This window comes from Thermoanaerobacter ethanolicus JW 200, from assembly GCF_003722315.1.
In the GTDB taxonomy this organism is placed as follows: domain Bacteria; phylum Bacillota; class Thermoanaerobacteria; order Thermoanaerobacterales; family Thermoanaerobacteraceae; genus Thermoanaerobacter; species Thermoanaerobacter ethanolicus.
Window position 1 is genome coordinate 1,492,439 of sequence record NZ_CP033580.1, and the last position, 18,721, is coordinate 1,511,159.

General features: G+C 32.9%; 20 protein-coding genes and 2 tRNA genes. 19 read left to right on the forward strand and 3 right to left on the reverse strand.

What is annotated here, in order from left to right; all coding sequences use genetic code 11:
* Positions 1-127 precede the first annotated feature (127 nt).
* A complete protein-coding gene (locus EB239_RS14630) occupies positions 128-289 on the forward strand; it encodes a hypothetical protein (RefSeq protein ID WP_164995797.1) in 162 nt (53 codons plus the stop codon).
* A gap of 36 nt (positions 290-325) precedes the next feature.
* On the opposite strand, the gene EB239_RS07345 is transcribed toward EB239_RS14630, so the two are convergent.
* Both EB239_RS07345 and EB239_RS07350 read right to left on the reverse strand, forming a co-directional pair.
* Positions 326-401 (reverse strand) — tRNA-Glu (locus tag EB239_RS07345).
* Positions 402-405: 4 nt separating this feature from the next.
* A tRNA-Gln gene (locus EB239_RS07350) sits at positions 406-479 on the reverse strand.
* Positions 480-647: 168 nt separating this feature from the next.
* On the opposite strand from EB239_RS07350, the gene EB239_RS07355 reads away from it, so the two are divergent.
* The 10 genes from EB239_RS07355 (at position 648) to holA (ending at position 9,053) form a co-directional block, all read left to right on the forward strand.
* Complete coding sequence (locus tag EB239_RS07355; RefSeq protein ID WP_003869538.1) at positions 648-818, forward strand: DUF362 domain-containing protein; 171 nt, start codon at positions 648-650, stop codon at positions 816-818.
* 112 nt (positions 819-930) lie between these two features.
* On the forward strand, positions 931-1,806 hold the full coding sequence (ilvE, locus tag EB239_RS07360; protein WP_003869537.1) for a branched-chain-amino-acid transaminase: 876 nt from the start codon (positions 931-933) through the stop codon (positions 1,804-1,806).
* Between the two features lie 51 nt (positions 1,807-1,857).
* Positions 1,858-3,060 (forward strand): alanyl-tRNA editing protein, encoded by a 1,203-nt coding sequence (locus tag EB239_RS07365; RefSeq protein ID WP_003869536.1) that lies wholly within the window; start codon positions 1,858-1,860, stop codon positions 3,058-3,060.
* A gap of 82 nt (positions 3,061-3,142) precedes the next feature.
* Entirely contained in the window at positions 3,143-3,361 is a 219-nt protein-coding gene (locus EB239_RS07370; RefSeq protein WP_003869535.1) for a hypothetical protein, read from the forward strand.
* A 73-nt stretch (positions 3,362-3,434) separates the two neighbouring features.
* The gene (locus EB239_RS07375) at positions 3,435-3,620 is read left to right on the forward strand and encodes an aspartyl-phosphate phosphatase Spo0E family protein (protein WP_003868094.1); all 186 of its coding nucleotides are present in this window, start codon (positions 3,435-3,437) and stop codon (positions 3,618-3,620) included.
* A 115-nt stretch (positions 3,621-3,735) separates the two neighbouring features.
* Entirely contained in the window at positions 3,736-4,236 is a 501-nt protein-coding gene (locus tag EB239_RS07380) for an ECF transporter S component (RefSeq protein ID WP_003869533.1), read from the forward strand.
* Between the two features lie 76 nt (positions 4,237-4,312).
* Positions 4,313-5,038: an HAD family hydrolase gene (locus EB239_RS07385; protein ID WP_003869532.1), complete on the forward strand. Its 726-nt coding sequence runs from the start codon at positions 4,313-4,315 to the stop codon at positions 5,036-5,038.
* Complete coding sequence (locus tag EB239_RS07390) at positions 5,035-5,757, forward strand: MBL fold metallo-hydrolase (protein ID WP_003869531.1); 723 nt, start codon at positions 5,035-5,037, stop codon at positions 5,755-5,757. Before EB239_RS07385 ends, EB239_RS07390 begins: the two co-directional genes overlap by 4 nt.
* A gap of 1 nt (position 5,758) precedes the next feature.
* On the forward strand, positions 5,759-8,032 hold the full coding sequence (locus EB239_RS07395) for a DNA internalization-related competence protein ComEC/Rec2 (protein ID WP_003869530.1): 2,274 nt from the start codon (positions 5,759-5,761) through the stop codon (positions 8,030-8,032).
* 4 nt (positions 8,033-8,036) lie between these two features.
* Positions 8,037-9,053 carry a DNA polymerase III subunit delta gene (gene holA, locus EB239_RS07400; RefSeq protein WP_003869529.1) on the forward strand — a complete coding sequence of 339 codons (1,017 nt, stop codon included), beginning with the start codon at positions 8,037-8,039 and terminating at the stop codon, positions 9,051-9,053.
* Positions 9,054-9,079: 26 nt separating this feature from the next.
* On the opposite strand, the gene rpsT is transcribed toward holA, so the two are convergent.
* Entirely contained in the window at positions 9,080-9,364 is a 285-nt protein-coding gene (gene rpsT, locus EB239_RS07405) for a 30S ribosomal protein S20 (RefSeq protein WP_003869528.1), read from the reverse strand.
* A 133-nt stretch (positions 9,365-9,497) separates the two neighbouring features.
* Between rpsT and EB239_RS07410 the strand changes: the two genes are divergently transcribed.
* From EB239_RS07410 to hemW, 8 genes are all read left to right on the forward strand, one after another.
* On the forward strand, positions 9,498-9,824 hold the full coding sequence (locus tag EB239_RS07410) for a phage holin family protein (RefSeq protein ID WP_003869527.1): 327 nt from the start codon (positions 9,498-9,500) through the stop codon (positions 9,822-9,824).
* 5 nt (positions 9,825-9,829) lie between these two features.
* The gene (gene gpr / locus EB239_RS07415; RefSeq protein WP_003869526.1) at positions 9,830-10,795 is read left to right on the forward strand and encodes a GPR endopeptidase; all 966 of its coding nucleotides are present in this window, start codon (positions 9,830-9,832) and stop codon (positions 10,793-10,795) included.
* Positions 10,796-10,865: 70 nt separating this feature from the next.
* Positions 10,866-12,059 carry a stage II sporulation protein P gene (spoIIP, locus tag EB239_RS07420; protein WP_003869525.1) on the forward strand — a complete coding sequence of 398 codons (1,194 nt, stop codon included), beginning with the start codon at positions 10,866-10,868 and terminating at the stop codon, positions 12,057-12,059.
* Positions 12,060-12,155: 96 nt separating this feature from the next.
* Positions 12,156-14,330: an alkaline phosphatase family protein gene (locus EB239_RS07425; RefSeq protein ID WP_003869524.1), complete on the forward strand. Its 2,175-nt coding sequence runs from the start codon at positions 12,156-12,158 to the stop codon at positions 14,328-14,330.
* An 11-nt stretch (positions 14,331-14,341) separates the two neighbouring features.
* Complete coding sequence (locus EB239_RS07430; protein WP_003869523.1) at positions 14,342-15,460, forward strand: glycosyltransferase family 4 protein; 1,119 nt, start codon at positions 14,342-14,344, stop codon at positions 15,458-15,460.
* 3 nt (positions 15,461-15,463) lie between these two features.
* Complete coding sequence (locus tag EB239_RS07435) at positions 15,464-15,733, forward strand: hypothetical protein (RefSeq protein WP_003868082.1); 270 nt, start codon at positions 15,464-15,466, stop codon at positions 15,731-15,733.
* A gap of 33 nt (positions 15,734-15,766) precedes the next feature.
* On the forward strand, positions 15,767-17,578 hold the full coding sequence (gene lepA, locus EB239_RS07440; protein WP_003869522.1) for a translation elongation factor 4: 1,812 nt from the start codon (positions 15,767-15,769) through the stop codon (positions 17,576-17,578).
* Positions 17,575-18,702 carry a radical SAM family heme chaperone HemW gene (gene hemW, locus EB239_RS07445; RefSeq protein WP_003869521.1) on the forward strand — a complete coding sequence of 376 codons (1,128 nt, stop codon included), beginning with the start codon at positions 17,575-17,577 and terminating at the stop codon, positions 18,700-18,702. Before lepA ends, hemW begins: the two co-directional genes overlap by 4 nt.
* Positions 18,703-18,721 lie beyond the last annotated feature (19 nt).

Genomic DNA, 18,721 nt, shown 5'->3' on the forward strand with positions numbered 1-18,721 from the left:
AAAATATTGCCATAGTGTATAATTTTTACTACTATAGACAATAGTATTACCCTTATAAGGGTGATACTATTATTTTAACCCATGAAAGGGTGATACCACGTGTATACAGTGATAACAGGCGACATAATTGGTTCAAGAAAACTGTTGGCAAAGGGGATTAAATTCCATCGCAAGATATAAAGAGTTAGATGATAAAAATTTTGCAGAATACTATTTAATAGGGACAATGAGTAGCATGCTTATAGCTATTTTTGGAGGTTTACTGATAAAAGCTATATTAAAAATATAAAAGGCATCCACAGATGCCTTTTTCTCAATTTGATATTGGTAGCCCCAAGGGGACTCGAACCCCTGTCTTCGCCGTGAGAGGGCGATGTCCTAGGCCGCTAGACGATGGGGCCAAAATGGCTGCCGAACTAGGACTCGAACCTAGACTAGATGATCCAGAGTCACCTGTGCTACCATTACACCATTCGGCAGCGCCTCGACGAAAGTAATTATAACATAGGTTTTATAATTTGACAATACCCCTCACATTTTTTTAAATTTTGTTTAATTCTTAAAATTTAATTTGATTATTTACAATTCTGTGTAAATGATTTATAATTTTTGTGGAGCTACATACTGTATACAGGGAGGGAAAATTGATGGCACATTATATCACTGATGAATGTATAAGCTGCGGAGCTTGTGCGGCAGAATGCCCGGTAGATGCTATTCATGAAGGGGATGGAAAATACGAGATTGACCCTGATACTTGCATTGACTGTGGTGCTTGTGAAGCTGTGTGTCCAACTGGTGCTATAAAAGCTGAATAAATTTGAAGAAAGCCTCACTTTGTGGGGCTTTTTACATTTCAATTGACTAAAGCTATTTAAAGTGATAAAATCTTACTAAATTAATTTTGCGATAAAGGAGGAGTCATAAGTTATGGGGTTAGTATATGTGAATGGAGAATTTGTAGACAGTGAAAAAGCTTCAGTCTCGGTTTTTGACCATGGCTATCTTTATGGGGATGGTATTTTTGAGGGCATAAGGGCTTATGATGGAGTTATATTCAAACTTGATGAGCACTTAAAAAGGCTTTATAGTATGGCAAAAGCTCTTCTTCTCGACATTCCTATGACGATGGAGGAGATGAAAGAAAAAGTTGTTGAAACGGTAAGAGTTAATAATTTAAGGGATGCCTATATAAGGCTTGTAGTATCAAGAGGAAAAGGTGATTTAGGCCTTGACCCATATAAATGTCCTAAACCTACTGTTGTTATAATTGCTGATAAGATTACTTTGTATCCTGAATCTATGTATCAAAACGGTTTAAAAATTATTACTTCTACTTATAGAAGAAATTCTATTCAGGCTTTAGATCCCCAGATAAAGTCATTAAATTATTTAAACAATATTCTTGCAAAAATTGAAGCAGTAAAAGCAGGGTATCCTGAAGCTCTTATACTAAACCAAGAAGGATATGTAGCTGAATGTACTGGTGACAATATTTTTATAGTTTCAAATGGCACCTTGTATTCTCCTCCTTCGACAGTAGGAGCATTAGGAGGAATTACAAGGGCTACTGTAATTGATATAGCAAAGCAATTAGGAATCCCTTTTGAAGAAAGGTATTTTTCCTTGTTTAACGTGTATACTGCAGATGAATGTTTCTTGACAGGTACAGCTGCTGAAGCAATACCAGTGGTAGAAGTAGATCATAGGGTAATAGGAGATGGAAAACCTGGTCCCATAACGAAAAAGATAATAGAAGAGTTTAGAAAACTTACTCCTGTTTTAGGAACAAAAGTTTATGAATAAGAATTGCATGGATGACTTCCATGCAATTCTTATAAAGAAGGGATGATTTTTATGACTGAAAAGCTTTTTTATGAGGATAGTTATATTACTGAATTTGATGCTAATATCGTAGATAAAAGAAAAATAAATAACAAATGGGAACTAGTATTAGATAAAACTTATTTTTATCCTGAAGGTGGAGGTCAACCAAGTGATACGGGCCTAATTGATGGTATTAAAGTTTACAAAATATACGAGGAAAATGATACAGTATACCACCTTGCAGATAAATGCCCTAAGGGTATAAAAGTTCATTGCCAAGTTGATTGGGAGAGAAGATTTGACCATATGCAACAGCACACCGGACAACATCTTTTATCAGCCGTTTTGGAGAAAAAATATGGAGCTCATACGCAAAGTTTTTCTATTGGGGATAAATCTTCCCACATAACTATAACAAAAGATACTTTTAACGAAGAAGAGGCTTTTGAAGTGGAGAAAGAAGTTAATAGCTTTGTTTATAAAAATATACCTGTTAAAACTTATTTTGCAGATGAAGAAATGTTAAAAAAGCTGCCCCTTAGAAAGCAACCACAAGTCAGTGAAAATATAAGAATAGTAGAAATAGAAGGGATAGATTATTCTCCTTGTGGGGGCACTCATGTTATGACTACAGGAGAAATAGGAATTGTAAAAATAAAGAAGTGGGAGAAAACGAATAAAGGCATAAGGTTGGAATTTGTAGCTGGATTTAGAGCACTTTATGATTATCACATAAAAAATAATTATGTGAATGCTCTTTGTCATCTTCTTTCCGAACAAGAAGAGAATATTTTAGAACATGTGTTAAAGTTACTTGAAGAGAATAAAGAGGTTAAAAAAGAAGTTAATATTTTGAAAGAAAACATATTGTTGGAAGAGTCTAGAAACCTGATAAAAAGTTCAGAGTTGCATGGAGGTATACACATAGTATACAAGCTTTATGAAAATAGAACGACAGAAGAGCTAAAAATATTAGCTAAATACATAGTTTCTAATGACAAATGTATAGCTATACTTGGGAATAAAAGAGGAGAAACAGGAGATTTAGTGGTTTCAAGGTCTGGCGATGTAGACATTGTGGTGAATGGATTTTTTAAAGAGGTATTGAGGGTTTTTGACGGAAAAGGTGGAGGAAACGCTTATATGTGTCAAGGCGGAGTCTCCCTAGACAGATTAGAATTAGCAATGGACAAGGCGTTGAGTATTGTTATAGACGAAATAAATAAAAGATAAAAATTTTTAAAATTTTAGCAGGAAATTTATAACATATATAGAATATATTATAATAAATATTTAAAATGGGGAGAGTAGGGAGATGGGTGTAGTAAAAAAAGTAGATGAAGAATTAAAACGAAGCATGGAGGGTATTAAGGAAAAAATAAAAAGTGACGATATCTTGAATAGGATACTAACTAATGAAGCTGGACAGGTAAATGAGGGAGAAAATGATTGGAAAGTAGAGTGTGGACGAGAAATTGTAGAAATTTATAAGAAATTGGTTAATATAGTAGATAAATTAAGGGTTGTTTCTTAATAAAGCCTATTGTAATTTTTGTATTATGATGGTAAAATTGTATATACGAACTCTCAAAAAAGGGGTAAACAAAATGAAAAGTAATGAAGCATTAGAAAGACAGATAAGTGTTTTGAGGAAAGAACTGGATAACCTCGTTACTAAGGAAGAGATTGACTATGAAAAAGTGCTTGATATAAGTCGTAAACTGGATGATTTGATTGTTTCATATATAATCAACAAAAAAGATAGGTATTCCACAGTTGGAAACTATATCTAAAGCCTTTTAAGAAACAAGGGCTTTTCTTTTTTTGTTATTATATTGTTATGATTGCACCATTACAATTGTATGTTATAATATAACTATCCTACATACATTTATTGGAGGTGGAAATATGGAACAAAACAATGTTAAAAAAATAGTATATGGGGCTTTTATGATGGCATTGGTTACTATTGGTACTATGGTAATTCAGATACCCACTCCGGCTACAAAAGGCTATATAAACGTAGGCGATTCTTTTATATTCTTAAGTTCTGCTTTATTTGGCCCTGCAATGGGATTTGTAACTGGAGGCATTGGTTCTGCTCTTGCGGACTTATTATCAGGTTATGCATATTGGTCTCCATGGACCTTTATAATTAAAGGGATAGAAGGGTTGATTGTTGGACTTATGTATAAAAAATATACTAAGGAATATTTAAAAGTTGTATCTCTTATAATAGGAGCTTTATGGATGGTGTTAGGATACTATATAGCAGGAGGAATCATGTACGGTTTTAAGGCTTCCTTAGTTGATGTGCCAAGTAATTTAGTGCAAGGTTTTGCAAGTATAATAATAGGGTATATTTTGATACGTTTGATATCTCGATTGGAACTATTTAACAAAGTGTAGCAGGGTTTTTTAAACCTTGCTTTTTTTTATGTAAAAATATATCATTATATAGGAAAGAGAAATTGAGGTGATGAGAATGATTGATACATTTCTATTTGACTTGGACGGTACCTTACTTCCTGTTGATACGGACAAGATGTTGGATGAGTATTTTTTAAGTCTCACAAAAAAGCTTTCTTCTCTATTTGACCCCCATTTTTTATTTAAAAGTCTTTATAGTGCCAGTATGGACATGATAAATAATTTAGATCCAAACAAAACTAATGAAGAAGCATTTTTTGATTCTTTTTTAAAAAAAGTCAACTATCCAAAAGAGGAATTGGATGTACTTTTTGAAGACTTTTATTTAAATGATTACAAAGAGTTAGGAAAAAATATTAAGGCCAATGAATACGTCAAGAAATCCTTAGAAATTTTGAAAGAAAAAGGCTATACACTTGTTTTAGCAACCAATCCTGTATTTCCAAGAATTGCAATCTTAGAGAGGCTTAGATGGGCAGGCCTTAATGAAAGCTATTTTGATTTTATAACTACTTATGAAAATATGCATTTTTGTAAGCCCCATATACAATACTATGAAGAGATATTAAAAGTTATAAATAAAAAGCCGGAAAATTGTTATATGGTGGGAAATGATGTGGAAGAGGACTTGATAGCTTTTAAGTTGGGTATGAAGACTTTTTTGATTGAGGACTATATGATAAATAGAAATTCAAAAGATATAGTAGCGACACAAAAGGGTAGTTACAAAGATTTATATGAATTTGTCTGTAGCTTTAAGGAGGGAGGCAAAAATTTATGAAAGTCACAGTGTTAGGGTGTCATGGACCTTTCCCTGGGCCTTATGGGGCTACTTCCGGATATTTAGTAGAAGAGGAAAATACTCATATTTTACTGGACTGTGGCAGTGGAGTAATAAGCAGATACCAAAGGTATTACGAGTTAAATAAATTAAAATACATAATTTTGTCTCATTTGCACTCTGATCATGTGGCAGACATGATGGTTTTAAGATATGCTCTTGATATTATGGAGTCAAGAGGCATGATAACTGAACCTGTGAATGTATATTGTCCACAAACACCAGAAAATGTTTTTGAAGATTTTAAGTTTAAAGATGTTTTTAATTTACACATTATAAATGAAGAGGCTACTTTAAATTTAGAGGGAATAGAGATTTCTTTTAAAAAGATGACGCATCCTGTAGAGACTTATGCTGTGAAGATGAAAAAGGGAGAAAAAATCTTTGTATATAGTGGTGATACCACCTATAATGAAGATTTAATATCTTTTGCAAATAAAGCTGATTTATTCCTATGTGATGGAAATTTCTTGACAGGAATGCAAGGACCACACTTAACTGCTGCGGAAGCTGCTGAAATTGCTAAGAAAGCCGAGTGCAAAAGATTAGTTTTGACTCATTTGTCACCGCTTATTTCTATCAAGGATTATTATGATGAAGCAATTAAAGTCTTTGGAAATACAGAAATTGCAAGAGATTTTGAAGTTTATGTGATATAAAATGGAATTTCCATTTTTATATCTTACTGTAGCTCTTTCTTTAGGAATAATAATTGGAAGATATGTTTTTCATCCTTTTGCTTTTTTGCTTTTATTAGCAATTTCAGTGGCTATTTCTTTGTGGCGGTATTTGAAAAATAAAAATGTCAGTTTACTTCTTTTAATTTCTTTTATTTTTGTAGGTGCAATTTTAAGTGGCAATGCTTTTAATTCTCCCAATCCTTATCTAAAGTTTGAAGACAAATTTATAACTATAAATGGCAAGGTGTACGAGGTAAAAGAATATGAGGGATATGCTAAATACATAGTTAAACCGCCTAAATTACCTAAAGTATTGGTTACTCAATATGGGGGCAAATATCCTTCAGAGGGAGATATTGTAAGTATAAGAGGGATAATTTCAATTCCCCAAAAAGCTACAAATCCAGGAGGCTTTGACTACAAGCTCTTTTTAAAGAAAAAAGGAATTTATGCAGTTATGAGAGTGCAGGGGTATGCCGTTGACATTGTGGGCAAAGGCAATTTAAATTTTATTGAGAAGGTTATATATGCTGCAAAGCAAAAAACAGAAGTTAATTATATAAATTCAATGCCCGAAAGAGATGCTAAGTTTGTTATATCGATTTTTTTAGGAGATAAACTTGTTGACGATGAGACTTTGGGACAATTTAGGACAGCAGGTATTTCACATATTATTTCCGTATCAGGAATGCACGTAGCAATTATAACAGGTTTTATACTTTATATGTTAAGTCTTTTTAACATTAGAAGGTACAAAGTTCCTATCATTATAATTGTATTGACCTTCTATGCAATTTTAACAGGAGCAAATCCGCCAGTTATAAGGGCAGCTCTTATGGCTTCTATCGCTTTAATTGGCACTACTTATGGCAAAAAACATAATTCTATAAATTCTTTGTCTTTTGCGGCTTTTGTGATATTAATATTTAACCCTTTGATGCTGTGGGATGTAGGTTTTCAACTTTCATTTGTTGCCACTTTAGCCATTTTGTATTTCTATAAGCCGATACGAGAAAAATTATCAATGCTAAATCCCAAAATACGAGATTTAGTCGCTTTAACTCTTTCTGCTCAAATTGGCACAATCCCCTTTACCATGTATTATTATCATTATATATCCATAATTTCGCTTTTGTCCAACATTGTAATAGTGCCATTGGCGAATATAGCAGTTGTTTTGGGATTTTTATCGGCTATGATAGGGCTGATTTTTCCTCCCTTGTCCTATTTTATAAATTATATAAATATACCTGTAGTAGAAGCTATTTTGTACATAACGAAATTGTTCAATAGCTTTCCTTATGCCAGTATAAATACTATTGTTCCGCCTTTGTATGTGATTGTTTTGTATTATGGAATTTTAACAGTCCTACTTAGCAGTTTTGATAAAAAAACTAAAAAGATTTCTATTGCAATCGCCTTGACTTTTGTTATAGCAATTTTCTTTTATAATTATCTATTGCCTAAAGATTTAGAAGTGACTTTCCTGGATGTAGGACAAGGGGACAGCACGTTTGTCAGGACACCACACGGCAAAACTTTTTTAATAGATGGAGGAGGCAAACCTTTATTTGCGACTTCTTCTTTTGATGTTGGAGAAGATCTAGTACTTCCATTTTTGTATTACAAAGGTGTTATGAAGCTTGATGGAGTATTTATATCTCATACAGATATTGACCATATCGGTGGAATAATTACTGTTTTGCAGCAGATAAAGGTAGATAAAGTTTTTATTGGAGTCCAAAAAGTTACTGATGAGAATTTTAAAAAGATGATTAAGGTTGCAAAAGAGAAAAACATCCCTGTTATTTTTCTGAAAAAAGGAGATAAGGTTGAAATAGATAATATTGAAATATACGTTTTACACCCTGACCCTCAAAATTTAATAGAGGAAAATCCTATAAATAACAATGCACTTGTTTTTAAGATGAAGTACAAGAAGATGGAATTTTTATTTACAGGTGATATAGAAAAGCCTGCAGAAGAGGTTTTGAAAAATTTAGACATAAAGACTGATATTTTAAAGGTGGCTCACCACGGGTCAAATACTTCTTCTACACAAGAATTCATTGAAAAAGCCAATCTGAAAGTATGTATTGTCCAAGTAGGTAAAAACAGTTATGGACTACCTGATGAGAGAGTGCTAAAATATCTTCAAGAGAAGGCGAAGGTATATAGGACGGATAAAAATGGAGCAATTATCGTAAAAACAAATGGAGAAAGGGCTTATATAACTACTTTTCTCAAGGAGTGAAATAATGAATTATAAAGAGTTAGTGGAGAGTTTAAAAAAAGATAAGATTGACAATGTATATCTTTTTTATGGAGAAGAGAGGTTTTTATTGTTAGATGCTTTAAAAAGGATAAAAGCAAAAATATTAATGCCTGAGACTATGGATATGAACTATGTGGTTATTGAAAAAGATAGTCCAGAAGAATGTATGGAAGCTATTATCGAAAATTGTGAGACATTACCTTTATTTTCTGATTACAAATTAGTAGTAGTAAAAAATGAAGAGGAACAGCTTTCTAAGCTAGGGGATAAAGAGTTAAAAAGACTTACGAACTATCTAGAAGAAAAAGTTACTTCTCCTCAAAGCAGCATTGTACTAGTAATTATAGGAGGAGAAAAAATAGATTTAAGGAAAAAGCTTTATAAGTTTATTGAAAAAATAGGTAAAATAGTTTATTTTCAAAGACTTTCTTTTGAAGAGGCAGTAAATTACGCCGGCTATTTTTTAAAAAAGAGTGGCAAAAAAGTAAAAAAATCTGATGTGGAATATATTGTGAAGAGCGTTGGAACGGATTTATACGCAATTGTAAATGAAATACATAAATTAGTTTCCTATTCTGACAGTGAAGAAATAGAAATGGAAAAGATGAAAGAGGTTCTTACTATAAACCTGCAACAAAACATTTTTAATCTTGTCAATGCTATAGGAATGAAAAAAGAAAAAGAGGCTTATAAAGTTTTACACACCCTTTTAGAAAAAGGAGAAGTACCCCTTATTATATTGTCGATGATTGTAAGACAAATGAGGTTGATTACTAAGATAAAAAGCTTTGAAGGTAAATTTGGCGATAAAAAGACTATTGCATCTTCTTTAGGAGTACCATACTTTGCAGTAGAAGAGTTAATGAGACAGAGTAGACTTTTTAAAAAAGAAGAGTTGGAAAGAGCTTATAAAGAGTGTTTGAAATGTGATATTGCATTGAAATCAGGAGCAGATAGTAGTTTGGCATTGGAGGGGCTTGTAAAAAAATTGTGCAAATGATAAAAAGCGTACTTTTAAGGTACGCTTTATTCATTACTTGCTGCTGATTTTAAAAGATTGTTAAATTTTGCATAAAGTCTGGACTTTTTTCTTGCCACTGTGTTTTTGTGGAGAACTCCTTTTGTGGCAGCTTTGTCCAATTCTTTGACAGCAAGTCTTAATTTTTCTTTTATTGTTTCTATATCTCCTGTAGCTAAACTTTCGTTAAACTTTTTAATAAATGTTTTAACTCTTGATTTTATCATTTTATTGCGTAAAGTCCTTTTTGCGATAACAGAAATCCTCTTCTTTGCAGATTTTGTGTTTGCCAAAAGCTTCACCTCCTCAATCGAATTTAATTTTACCACGAAAGAAATAGTTTTTCAAGGATTAATACACTTTTTACTTTACCACAGAGGTATAAAATTTGTCAATTTGTTCATCATAATTAAAGGAGGTGATTTAATGTTACAAACAGTTATTCGCTTTATTGTGTCAGCTATTGTGCTGTTAGTGGTAGGATATCTTGTTCCAGGGTTTAGCGTCGCAGGATTTTGGGGAGCTCTTATTTCAGCGGTGGTAATAGCTTTGTTAGGCTATATTGTAGAATTAATATTAGGGAAAGATATTTCACCAAGAAGCCGTGGCTTTGTAGGATTTATTGTTGCGGCGGTAGTGATATACGTTTCTCAGTTTATTGTTCCTACCATTCACGCAACAATAGTTGGTTCGTTGATTGCTGCTTTTGTGATAGGATTGGTTGACGCCTTTGTACCGACAGAGTTGAGGTGATGTAGATGTACAGTATAAGGACAGACCTTGCAGTAGAAGCGAGAGAATTATACAAAGGAAGAGAGATTCCAGGGGTGAGTGTGGAGGAAAAACACTTAGAGGGTATAAAAGTGACAAAGGTCAAAATTTTAAATGAAGAAGGAGAAAAAGCAATGGGGAAGCCAGTGGGGGACTATATAACTATTGAAGCCCCCGGCCTCATTGAAAGGGACTTGGATTTAGAGGAAGAAGTTGCGAAAGTTTTAGCAGATATAATTAAAGAAATAGCTAATTTGACGGAAAATACACAAGTTTTAGTAGTAGGGTTAGGCAATTGGAATGTCACCCCTGATGCTTTAGGGCCACGGGTGGTGTCTAACATTGTGGTGACAAGGCATTTAAAGGAATATGCACCTCAACAGTTTGGCGATGAAATTCGGTCTGTCAGCGCAATTTCTCCCGGAGTTTTAGGCATAACCGGGATAGAAACAGCTGAAATTTTAAAAGGTGTAGTTGACAGAATAAAACCTGACTTAATAATTACAATTGACGCTTTGGCTTCGAGAAGATTAGAGAGGTTGTCTACTACTATTCAAATTTCAAATACAGGTATAAGTCCAGGGTCTGGAATAGGTAATAGAAGGCTTTCCATTACTGAGCAAAGCTTAGGGATACCTGTAATAGCCATAGGAGTTCCTACAGTAGTAGATGCGGTCACAATTGCTAACGACACCATCGAATATTTAACAGAAGAGTTACTAAAACAGACCAAAGAAGAAAGCCCTTTTTATGAAGTACTTAAGAATATGAGTCAACAAGAGAAATACAGTCTCATTCAAGAAGTTTTAACACCTTATGTACATAATCTTGTAGTTACTCCTAAAGAAATAGATTTATTGGTAAAAAATATATCTTCAATTATTTCCAGAGGGATAAATCTTGCACTACAACCTGGGCTTACGGAAAAGGAAATGAATCAATTGCTTCATTAAACATAAAGTACTAAAGCACCTCTTGATGGAATATTTATAAAATATAAAAACCAAAGAGAGGTGCTTCTTTTTGTACAGGTATTATAGTTTTTCAAAGATAAGCAGAATAATGTTTCTAATTTTGTTATTGATAAACGTTTTTCTTTATAATTGGATGACACAACCTTATAAGGGTGAATATAGACAAATAATTGGTGATTCTTTTTCAGAGGAGTATGATAAATTAGACAGTTTATTTGTAACTTCAATAAATTATACCCTGCCGATAATAGAAGTAGCATTTACTTCTCAAGGGTATACAGGAAAGGATTTAACCTTTTCCTCTTTGTTAAATGCTAAAGTTAAAGACCCTATTAATATATTGAAATTTCAACTTCCAATTTTAGCACAGATAGATTTGGAAAAAGTAAGTGCTAATAATATACAGAATAATGATGCACAAACAAATCCTCCTTCTAATAACAATGTGAATTTGTCTGATACTAATGCACAAAGTGACAAAAACACACCGCAGACACAAGGAGAGGAAGAAAAACCAGTTTCGAAAAATATAGATAATAGTAAACCCTATCTTTTGATATATCACACTCATACTATGGAAGCTTATGCTGCTACAGAAAAGAACAAATACATAGCAAGGTACGGCTATGATAGGACAGATGATTTAAATTATACTGTTGCAAAAGTAGCAGATTATCTTACGGAATATTTTAAAAAAGAAGGAATTTCTGTATTGCACGATAAAACTATCCATGATTACAACTATGACAAATCCTATGTAAACTCTTTTGCAACGGTCAGTAAAATTTTAAAAGAGTATCCTTCTATTAAAGCAGCGATTGACTTGCATAGAGATGGCTATGGTGCTGTTATGAAACCAGGGGTAGAAACTATTCCTGCTTTGAGCAATTTGCCAAACCAAGATTTTAGAAAAAAATATGTGATGGAAATAAACGGGGAAAAAGTAGCAAAAGTTTCTTTCATAATAGGTTCAAGAAGGACACCGGAAATGAAAGAAGATTGGAGAAGAAATTACGAATTTGCCAAAAGAATAAGTGATAAATTAAATGAACTTTATCCCGGCCTATCTTTAGGAGTACAGGTAAAGCCCTACAGTGAATATAATCAGCATCTTCTTGAAAAGTCGATACTGATAGAATTAGGAAGTAACTATAATACTTTAGAGGAGGCAATTGCAACTACAAAGTATCTGGCTAAAGCCATTAGTGAAGTGATAAAGCAGCAACAAGATTTTGGGCAGTGAAGACTGCTTTTTATTTTATAGCGATAAATGTTGATATTAATTTAAAAAAAGGTTAAAATAAATTACTGTAATTATCAAAGATTTAGGAGGTTTTTTATGAAATTTGCAGCAAGGATAATGGGATTGGCCTTGGCGTTTTTAATCCTCTTTAGCACTGTTTCTTATGGACAAGTAAATAATATAAAAGATAGAAAAATAGTTATTTTTATTGTAGACAGGGTTAATTTAAATGACTATGTTGCAAATGACCTTCCTAATATAAAATACCTCATGGAAAATGGTACATATGGACTTATGACGGTAAATTCTGATGGAGGCAGGACCCCTGAAAACGTGTATATGACAATTGGTTGTGGGACAAGAGCTGTAGGTTCTGAAAAAGCTTCCCTTAATTTTAACGCTTCTGAAATAGTAAATGGAGAACAAGCCTCTATAATTTTCAAAAGAAATACAGGTATTAAGCCACAAGTATTTAATATAGTAAATTTAGATTTTGCGCAAATAGAGAGAAATAACCTAACTCGAAATCACATTGTAGTACCTGGCTTATTAGGTGCTCTTTTAAAACAAAATGGAAAAACTGTTGCTGTGTTTGGCAATGAAGATACTGATGTAGAACAAAGAAGATATGCGCCTCTTATAGTAATGGATGAAAAAGGAATTGTAGATTTTGGCGATGTGAGTGATAATATTTTAAAAAGAGACCCTTTAAGCCCTTTTGGCATTATGACAGATTATAATTTGCTTTATCAAAAATATGCAGAGATGAAAGAAAAACCTGACTTAACTATTTTTCAATTGGGAGATACGATAAGAGCGAATGATTACCATAAATATGCGATGGATAAAATTAATGAGAGAAATAAAAAAAGGGCTTTATACGAAGCAGATGAATTTATTGGCAAAGTCATAAGAGAAGGCAGTCCCAACACCTTATACATTGTCTTAACTCCACTTCCTCCATCTAAAGATATGGGGCAAAAGAGTTATTTAACCCCCATAATACTTTTTGGACCAGGCTTTACTAAAGGCTATGTTACTTCAGACACAACAAAAAGAGAGGGGATTGTCACAAATACAGATTTAATGCCAACAATTTTACAGTATTTTGATATTCCTATACCAACTTTTTTGACGGGACATCCCCTTTATAATTCTGGTTACAAAGGAAATGTAGACAAATTATTAGCTGAGAGTCATAAACTAGTTTTTAATTACACTTATAGGCCTATTTTCTTAAAAACTTATGTGGTTTTAGAGATAATAATTTTAATTTTTGCCCTATTAGTTTTGCTGCTTTTGAAAAAGTATGCGGTCTATTTAAAACCTCTATTGTTTTTTGTTTCTACTATTCCTTTGACTTTTTTGCTATTACCTTTGTTTAATTATACTAGCCTATCAAATAGCATCGTGGGAATATTATTTTTGACAGCAGTGGCGATTATAGCGATTCATGAAATTAACCCTTATGGTTATTATTTCTATGCTATAATAGGTTTAGTTACTTCCCTTGTTTTGCTAATTGACCTTGTGACAGGGCAATATTTGCTAAAAAATTCTTTTTTAAGCTATGACGTCATCGGAGGTGCCCGTTTTTATGGCATAGGAAACGAGTATATGGGGGTATTGATTGGAGCCGTCTTATGTTTTACTACAATGGCTTTTGAAATTTTTTCGAATAAAAAGCTGCTTTTAGCTATAACTACAATAATATACGCACTGGTATTCTACTTTATTGCAGCTCCAAGTATAGGTACAAATGTTGGAGGATCGATAACAGCCTTTGGAGCTTTTGCTGTTTCGCTGCTGCTTTTGTCTGGAAAAAAAATTAACATAAAAAATTTAATATATATTGGTGCCGGGATAGTTTTAATGCTTTTGGGCTTGTTTTACTTGGATTCTTTAAGGCCAGTTTCACAACAAACTCACATAGGACAAACTTTTGCTTTAGTAAAAAGTCACGGTATAAAATCTTTATTACAAATTTTTGAAAGAAAGCTTTTAATGAATTATAAGCTCATAAAATATTCTATATGGTCGAGAGTATTGTTGACACTTATAGTTGTTTTACTAATTCTTTTCTTCAAACCTGTTGGAGTGTTGAGTGAAATTTTCAAAAAACACACCCACATTCGAATATGCTTTGTTGCGACGATTATAGGAAGCATTCTTGCTCTAATTTTTAACGATTCAGGAATTGTAGCGGCAGCTACAATGATGGTGTTTGTAGGACCTATGTTAATACATTTTGTTATTGATGAAATGTCTTAAAAGGTGGTTTTATGGGAAAAATGAAGGTATTGCAAATTGTAAGAAAATCAGAAGGAGGAATGAAAAAGCATTTATTATCATTGGTTAGATTGTTAGACAAAGATAAGTATGAAATTGCTGTTTTGTGCTCTTTTGACAAAAAAACTCAAGAATATCTCAAAAAATTAGGGATTGCAGTATATGACATTGACATTGGGGACGGAATTAGTTTAAAAAAAGATTACAGGACAATTAAGTTTATACGAAAGGTAGTAAATGAGTTTAAGCCAGATATTGTTCACATGCATGGGGCAAAAGCTTCATTGGTAGGAAGAGTCGCATGTTTTGCTATGCCTGTAAAAACAGTAGTGACAGTCCACAACTTTGCAAATTACAATAATATGAGTTTTTACAAAAAGAAACTTTTATTGAGTTTAACAAAAATTCTAGACAAAAAAACCCATCAGTTTATTGCTGTCTCTCAAGCATTAAAAGATGATTTAGTTCTAAATCAAAATGTAAAAGAAAATAAAATAAAAGTGGTGTACAATTGTATTGATACCTCTTTCTACGAGGAAACAACTCTTAATTTAAAAGAAGAATTCAATTTGCCACAAGATTCTTTTATTGTAGGAAGTGTAGCAAGGCTTATACCTGCTAAAGGTGTTCAAGATTTAATAAAAGCGGCTTCAATTTTAAAAAATGTAAATGCCTACTTTTTTGTAGCAGGAGATGGCCCTTTTAGAGAAGAATTACAAAAAATGATTGATAGTTTAAATTTAAAGGACAGATTCTTTTTATTGGGGTATAGAAATGACATCCCTTCTTTCTTGAGAAATCTCAATGTATTTGTGCTTCCCTCACATGAAGAAGGATTTGGAATTTCTGTAATTGAAGCTTTAAGTGAAGGAGTCCCTGTCGTAGCTACAAAAGTAGGAGGCATTCCAGAAATTATACAAGATGGCGTTGAAGGAATTTTGGTAGAAAAAGAAAGTCCTGAAGAGTTGGCAAAAGCTATAGAGAAATTTTTGAAAGATGAGGAATTGAGAAAAAATATAAGCTTAAGAGGAAAAGAAAGTGTGGGAAAATATAGTTGCAATAAAATGATTGAAGAAATATACAAGATTTACGATACCTTGAAGGGAAGATAAAAGATGAGGCTTACAAGGACAAGAGAGAGAAAGAAACAGATTCAAAGAAAGAGACTTGTAATCTTTGCTCTTTTATTGTACATTGTTATTATGGTAGTAGGACTTGTAATAGCTGATTCTTCCTTTAATGAAATTACTACTGGAGTGAGGAAAGTAAATATATTTGGTGTATATTCAAATAGCGAAAAGGTGATCGTTAAAATTTTTGGTAAGGAGTCAGTTATTGACATAGGAGGGTTAAGCCAATACTTTAAAGGGCGATTTTGGAAATGAGATCTAAGTCTTTAATTTTTGAGGAGGTACAAAATGTCAGAGAGGATGCAGTATATTAGAAATTTTTGCATTATTGCTCACATAGACCATGGTAAATCTACTCTTGCAGATAGACTTATTGAGAAAACAGGTTTTCTTTCTGAAAGGGAAACAGATAAGCAAATTTTAGATAATTTAGAATTAGAAAGGGAGAGAGGAATTACTATAAAGTTAAAGCCTGTAAGAATGATTTATAAAGCTAAAGATGGAAATGAATATGAGCTTAATCTCATTGATACCCCTGGACATGTAGATTTTACTTACGAGGTATCCCGAAGTATTGCAGCTTGTGAAGGGGCCCTCCTTGTAGTAGATGCTACACAAGGGATTGAGGCGCAAACCCTTGCTAATGTGTATATGGCTTTAGAACATGATTTAGAGATAGTACCTGTGATAAATAAAATAGACCTTCCTTCAGCAAATCCTGAACTTGTAAAAAAAGAAATTGAAGACGTGATTGGGATTGACGCAGAAGATGCTTTGCTTACCTCTGCTAAAGAAGGCATAGGTATAGAAGAAGTTTTAGAAGCCATTGTAAATAGAATTCCCCCTCCAAAAGGAGATGAAAATAAGCCTTTAAAAGCGCTAATTTTTGACTCTTTTTATGATAACTACAAAGGTGCAATAAGCTTTGTAAGGGTAGTAGATGGAATTGTTAAACCAGGAATGAGAATAAAAATGTTTTCTACTGGCAAAGTTTTTGAAGTTACAGAAGTGGGTATGTTTAGACCTAACCTTTATCCAGTAGAAGAGCTTAAAGCAGGTGAAGTTGGATATATTGCTGCCAGCATAAAAAATGTAAAAGACACTCGCGTAGGAGATACAATAACAGATGCAGATAATCCAGCCGATTCTCCACTTCCTGGCTATAAAGAAGTAGTGCCAATGGTCTTTTGTGGAATTTATCCTGCGGATGGACAAGATTATGAAAATTTAAAAGAAGCTTTAGAAAAACTTCAGCTAAATGATGCGTCACTTGTATTTGAACCTGACACCTCTGCTGCCTTAGGTTTTGGATTTAGGTGTGGCTTTTTGGGACTTTTGCACATGGAAATAGTTCAAGAAAGGTTGGAAAGAGAGTACAACTTAAATCTTGTCACTACTGCACCAAGTGTAATTTACAAAGTTTACAAAACTAATGGAGAGGTATTGGATTTGGACAATCCTACAAAAATGCCGCCTCCTACGCAAATAGATCATATTGAAGAGCCAATTGTGGAAGCTACTATTATGGTGCCTACTGAATATGTAGGGGCAGTTATGGAGCTTTGCCAGGATAGACGGGGAGCATATTTAGGAATGGAATATTTAGAACAAACTCGCGTACTTTTAAAATATGAAATGCCTTTAAATGAGATAATATATGACTTTTTTGATGCTTTAAAATCACGAACAAGGGGTTACGCCTCTTTCGACTATGAGCTTAAAGGGTATAAAGAATCTAATTTGGTAAAGCTTGATATTTTAATAAATGGCGAATTGGTAGATGCTTTATCCATGATAGTTCATAAAGATAAAGCCTATGAAAAAGCGAGAAAAATTGTAGAAAAGTTAAAAGAAAATATTCCAAGGCATCTTTTTGAGATTCCAATCCAGGCTGCAATAGGCTCTAAGATTATTGCAAGAGAGACTGTAAAAGCTTTGAGAAAAAACGTTCTTGCCAAGTGTTATGGAGGAGACGTAACTCGTAAGAAAAAACTTTTGGAGAAGCAAAAAGAAGGTAAAAAGCGCATGAGACAGGTGGGAAGTGTTGAAATACCTCAAGAGGCTTTTATGTCAATATTGAAGCTAGATGATGAAAAATGAGGGAGATAGGACTATACATTCACATTCCTTTTTGTAAAAGAAAATGCTATTATTGTGATTTTAATTCTTATGCAGGCTATGATTATCTTTTTGACGACTATATTCGGGCACTACTTATGGAAATAGAATCAAATTCTACAAAAGATTATAATGTGGTTTCGGTTTATATAGGAGGAGGGACCCCTAACCTTTTGCCTCCTTTTTATATAGAGAAGATATTGAAATCTGTATTTAAAAATTATAAAATACTTGATGGTTGCGAAATTACTATTGAAATGAATCCCGGCCTTATAACTGAAGAAAAACTAAAAATTTATAAAGACAACGGGATAAACCGAGTAAGTATTGGACTTCAAGCTTTTCAAAATAGGCTTTTAAAATATATAGGTAGAATTCATACAATAGAAGATTTTTTTGGAAATTATGAGTTAGTGAAAAAGTTCTTTGACAATATAAATATTGACCTGATGTATGCTCTTCCTACTCAAACCTTTAAAGAGTGGCAAGAAACTTTAAAAGAAGTAGTAAAATTACAGCCGACGCATGTTTCTACTTATAGCTTGATTTTAGAACCTAACACCTCCTTTTACAGACTTTATGAAAAGGGTCAGTTGCCTATAGTTGATGAGGAAGAAGAGCTTAAAATGTATCATTGGGGTATAGAGTTTTTAAAAGAAAAAGGTTATCACCATTACGAAATATCTAATTTTGCATTGCCCACATTTGAATGTCGCCACAATATTTTATACTGGGAATGCAAAAATTATTTGGGATTTGGTGCAGGAGCCCATTCTTATATGGAGGGTGTGAGATATAGTAATATTGAAAATATAAAAGACTATATTAAGAGCATTTTAGAAAGAAAAAGTGCAGTTAAGGAAAAAATAAAGTTGGCAAAAGAAGATAGAATGGCTGAGTTTATGTTTTTAGGAATGAGAATGACAAAAGGAGTGTGTGACAAGGATTTTAAGAAAAGATTTGGTATCAGTTTGTTTGAATTTTACAAAAAAGTAATACAAAAATACTTAAATGAAGGTCTAATTGAGATTGATAATGAGTGTGTAAAACTTACCGAGAGGGGTATTGATGTCTCTAACGTCATTTTTGAAGAATTTCTGCCCTAAATGAGTATTGACAAAAAAT

Coding starts and splice junctions, on each gene's coding strand:
- EB239_RS07355 (WP_003869538.1), top strand. CDS start 648: ATGGCACATTATATCACTGATGAATGTATAAGCTGCGGAGCTTGTGCG.
- ilvE (WP_003869537.1), top strand. CDS start 931: ATGGGGTTAGTATATGTGAATGGAGAATTTGTAGACAGTGAAAAAGCT.
- EB239_RS07365 (WP_003869536.1), top strand. CDS start 1,858: ATGACTGAAAAGCTTTTTTATGAGGATAGTTATATTACTGAATTTGAT.
- EB239_RS07370 (WP_003869535.1), top strand. CDS start 3,143: ATGGGTGTAGTAAAAAAAGTAGATGAAGAATTAAAACGAAGCATGGAG.
- EB239_RS07375 (WP_003868094.1), top strand. CDS start 3,435: ATGAAAAGTAATGAAGCATTAGAAAGACAGATAAGTGTTTTGAGGAAA.
- EB239_RS07380 (WP_003869533.1), top strand. CDS start 3,736: ATGGAACAAAACAATGTTAAAAAAATAGTATATGGGGCTTTTATGATG.
- EB239_RS07385 (WP_003869532.1), top strand. CDS start 4,313: ATGATTGATACATTTCTATTTGACTTGGACGGTACCTTACTTCCTGTT.
- EB239_RS07390 (WP_003869531.1), top strand. CDS start 5,035: ATGAAAGTCACAGTGTTAGGGTGTCATGGACCTTTCCCTGGGCCTTAT.
- EB239_RS07395 (WP_003869530.1), top strand. CDS start 5,759: ATGGAATTTCCATTTTTATATCTTACTGTAGCTCTTTCTTTAGGAATA.
- holA (WP_003869529.1), top strand. CDS start 8,037: ATGAATTATAAAGAGTTAGTGGAGAGTTTAAAAAAAGATAAGATTGAC.
- EB239_RS07410 (WP_003869527.1), top strand. CDS start 9,498: ATGTTACAAACAGTTATTCGCTTTATTGTGTCAGCTATTGTGCTGTTA.
- gpr (WP_003869526.1), top strand. CDS start 9,830: ATGTACAGTATAAGGACAGACCTTGCAGTAGAAGCGAGAGAATTATAC.
- EB239_RS07425 (WP_003869524.1), top strand. CDS start 12,156: ATGAAATTTGCAGCAAGGATAATGGGATTGGCCTTGGCGTTTTTAATC.
- EB239_RS07430 (WP_003869523.1), top strand. CDS start 14,342: ATGGGAAAAATGAAGGTATTGCAAATTGTAAGAAAATCAGAAGGAGGA.
- EB239_RS07435 (WP_003868082.1), top strand. CDS start 15,464: ATGAGGCTTACAAGGACAAGAGAGAGAAAGAAACAGATTCAAAGAAAG.
- lepA (WP_003869522.1), top strand. CDS start 15,767: ATGTCAGAGAGGATGCAGTATATTAGAAATTTTTGCATTATTGCTCAC.
- hemW (WP_003869521.1), top strand. CDS start 17,575: ATGAGGGAGATAGGACTATACATTCACATTCCTTTTTGTAAAAGAAAA.